Source organism: Frankia sp. CoBUL1, from assembly GCF_978021245.1.
On the sequence record NZ_CDXDOS010000364.1, the window covers coordinates 1 to 2,555 of the forward strand.

3 protein-coding genes are annotated in these 2,555 nt (G+C 70.0%); 1 reads left to right on the forward strand and 2 read right to left on the reverse strand.

All coding sequences use genetic code 11. From position 1 onward, the window contains the following. The coding region (locus AC08OX_RS16910) for a TetR/AcrR family transcriptional regulator C-terminal domain-containing protein (RefSeq protein ID WP_476608700.1) at positions 1-459 on the forward strand (459 nt) is incomplete at its 5' end. A 3-nt stretch (positions 460-462) separates the two neighbouring features. Here AC08OX_RS16910 and AC08OX_RS16915 read toward each other — a convergent pair. Then, complete coding sequence (locus AC08OX_RS16915) at positions 463-1,713, reverse strand: nitrilase-related carbon-nitrogen hydrolase (RefSeq protein ID WP_476608701.1); 1,251 nt, start codon at positions 1,711-1,713, stop codon at positions 463-465. A gap of 80 nt (positions 1,714-1,793) precedes the next feature. Further along, positions 1,794-2,507, reverse strand: coding sequence for an MBL fold metallo-hydrolase (locus AC08OX_RS16920; RefSeq protein WP_476608702.1), 714 nt, complete (start codon positions 2,505-2,507; stop codon positions 1,794-1,796). Positions 2,508-2,555 lie beyond the last annotated feature (48 nt).

Here is a 2,555-nt window from a genome sequence, read left to right on the forward strand (position 1 = left end):
GTCCCCGACCCGCTGCCCGCCGACTGGCGCGACGCCCTGCATGCCATCTCCCATCAGACCCGGGCCAGCTTCCTGCGCCATCCCTGGATGCTGACCACGTTCGCCGGACGGCCGCACTACGGACCGAACGCGCTGCGCCACGCCGAGCAGTCGGCCGCAGCGGTCGCCAGGCTGCCCGTGCCACCTCGCCGGAAGATCGCGATTCTGCGCGCGGTCGACACGTACACGATCGGGCACGTTCTCGCCGAACTGCGGGCGCGGGACCTCCACTCCCGGACCGACGTCGACAAGGTCGAGCTGACCACCTACCTCCGCAGCCTGATCGCCACCGGCGACTATCCCTTCCTCGCGCAGTTGGGTCCGGGCAATACGACGATCATGGGTGACGACGCGCAGGAGGACTTCGCCGACGGGCTGGAATGGCTGCTGGTCGGCATCACCGCGGCGATCGAGTCCTGAGGGTCAGACGCTGCCGAGCACGCGGGTGATCCGCACCTCCACGACGACACGCCGGGGATTGGCCCGCGGCGTGCGGTAACGCTGCGCATAGCGGAACTCGGCGTCGGCCACACTCGCCGGATCATCCCGGAGCACGGCCAGTCCCTCCAGCGTCGACCAGCGTCGGCCGTCGATCTGGCAGAGCCCGACGGGGGTGCCGTGGGCCGGTCCCGCCGCGATCAGGCGGGCCTTGCGGGACCGGGCCGATGTGATCACCCGGGCGATGCCCGCCGCCGGATCAAGTGTCGCGCCGACGGCGACCACGTGCGGGCTGCCATCCGGCCGGACGGTGGTCAGGCTGCACAGGTGCCGCTCTCGCCAGAAGTCAAGAAAGGCCTTGCCACGCCCGGCCAGGTCGAGCAGATGCGCAGGGTCGAGCCGGTTCTGGTGGTCGAGCCGGTTCTGGTGGTCGAGCCGGTTCTGGTGGTCGACCCCGAGCCGGCGATGCGTGAGCACCGGGAACTCGGCACGAACGGCGGCCGGTCGGGACGGGTCCAGCTCCGCGCGCACCGTGGTGGGCCGCGGGCCGGCCTCGGCGAGCACCTCTCCCCACGGATCGACGACGACGCTCGCCCCGGCCATCTCCCGGCCCGCCTGGCGGCCCGCGGCGTTGCAGGCGACGAGATACACCTGGTTCTCGATGGCCCGGGTCCGGGTGAGCACGCGCCAGTGGTCCAGCCTGGCCAACGGCCAGGCCGATACCACCACCACGATCTCGGCACCGCCCTCGGCCAACAGCCGGAACAGCTCGGGAAACCGGAGGTCGTAACAGGTCGCCAGCCCGACGATGCCGAGTTCGGTGGGGACGGTTCCGACCGTGGCACCCGGCGTCAGCAACCGGGCCTCCGCGGAGCCGTAGCCGAACAGGTGCACCTTGCGGTACGCATGCCGGATCATCCCGTCCGGACCGATCAACACGGTCGTGTTGAAAAGCCGTCCGTCGGCGGACCGTTCCACGATGCTACCGGCCACCAGGTGGCATCCGCGTTCCCGGGCGGCCTCCCGCAGGGCGGTGACCGTCGGCCCGGTCAACGCCTCCGCCTCCGCCTCGTACCGATCGAAGTGAAAATAGCCGGTGACCCATAGTTCGGGGAGGACGACCAGGTCCGCCCAGGTCCGCCGGATCTCCCCCAGCACCCTGCGCACCCGGTCCGCCGCGTTCTCCTCGTCGGGACAGCCGAGTTGCAGGACGGCGGCACGGACCGGGGCTGTCATACGGGGCTCCTCGCCTTGTCGACCATGCGGTTCCGCAAACACGAGGGTCTTCCCGGCTGCGACCCGGTCGACCGCGGGATTCAGGACAGGCCCAGCATCGCCTTCCACTGCTGGGCGCTCGTCGGCCGGAAGACGTGGTTCATCCGCTTGACCACCGCAAGGTCCTCCGACGCCTGCGGAGAGTACTGGTGGCCGGGGAAGACGGTGGTGGTGTCCGGCAACGCGGCCAACCGACGCAGGCTGTCGTACATCAGTCCCGCGTCGCCGCCGGGCAGGTCCATCCGGCCGCAGCCCTCGAGGAACAGGGTGTCTCCGGCAACGAGCCGATCGTCGACGAGGAAACACTGGCTGCCGGGGGTGTGGCCGGGGGTGTGCAGCAGCCGCACGGGGATCTCCCCGACCGTCACCACATCGTCGTCGTCATGCTCGACCAGATCGGCCGCGGAGACCTCGGTCGCCCGCCGTACCCACTTCGCCTCGGCCCGGTTCACGTGAATCGGGACGTTCTGCCGGCCGAGCAACTGGCGGACACCCTCGATCTCCAGGCCGAACGCGTTTCCGCCGATGTGATCGGCGTGGTAGTGGGTGACGAGCGCGCCGGTGAGCCGCATACCGTCGGCGGCCAGCAGGTTGAGCAGGTCGTCGACCTTGTAGGCGGGATCGACAACCAAGGCCTCGCCGGTCTCGCGGTCACCCACGAGGTAGACGAAGTTGACCATCTGGGTACCGACCGGATCGCCGACGGCGAAGTCGCGGCCGGACAACAGTTGACGGAAGTACAGGCGATCGGTCACCCCGCCAGCCTACGAAGGTCCTGCCCACGGCGGGGCGAGTTGCTCACT

Bases quoted from the DNA above. Each gene is read 5' to 3' on its own strand.
- AC08OX_RS16915 (WP_476608701.1), bottom strand. From the start codon at position 1,713: ATGACAGCCCCGGTCCGTGCCGCCGTCCTGCAACTCGGCTGTCCCGAC.